Origin of the sequence: Planctomonas deserti (genome assembly GCF_003067705.1) — a bacterium.
Lineage (GTDB): Bacteria > Actinomycetota > Actinomycetes > Actinomycetales > Microbacteriaceae > Planctomonas > Planctomonas deserti.
The window spans coordinates 1-654 of record NZ_QANL01000075.1 but is presented as its reverse complement, the minus strand read 5'-3'; the positions used below and the strand labels follow the sequence as shown (position 1 = coordinate 654).

Here is a 654-nt window from a genome sequence, read left to right as displayed (position 1 = left end):
CCACCTTGGCACGCAGGCCTTCCAGCGTGGTGGCGATCGCGGTCGGGCGGTGGGCGAAATCGTCGTAGACGGTGATGCCGTCATGGCTGCCGATCACTTCCATACGGCGCTTGACGCTACGGAAGCGTGCCAATGCCGGGATCACCTCGGCCGGTGCCACGCCCACTGCATGTGCGGCAGCCAACGCGGCCAGGCCGTTGAGCACGTTGTGGCGGCCCAGCAGCGACCACTGCACATCGCCCAGCGCCTGCCCACGATGGTGCACACGGAATGCACTGCCATCGGCAGCCAGCAGCTCGGCATGCCATTCCAGCGAAGGATCGAATCCGAAACGCTCGACCGGGGTCCAGCAGCCCATCGCCAGCACTTCGGCCAGATGCTGATCCTCACCGTTGACGATCAGTCGGCCGCGCGCCGGCACCGTGCGCACCAGGTGATGGAACTGGCGCTGGATCGCGGCCACGTCCGGGAAGATGTCGGCGTGGTCGTATTCAAGGTTGTTGAGGATGGCCACCAGCGGCCGGTAGTGCACGAACTTGCTGCGCTTGTCGAAGAAGGCGGTGTCGTACTCGTCGGCCTCGACCACGAACTCGCGGCCCTGGCCCAGGCGGGCAGAGACGCCGAAATCCTCGGAGACGCCGCCGATCAGGAAAC

1 protein-coding gene is annotated in these 654 nt (G+C 66.1%); it reads right to left on the bottom strand.

All coding sequences use genetic code 11. The features are described 5' to 3' along the window. On the bottom strand, positions 1 to 654 hold a 654-nt coding region (locus DAI20_RS19615; RefSeq protein WP_240606144.1), incomplete at both ends, for a Mur ligase family protein.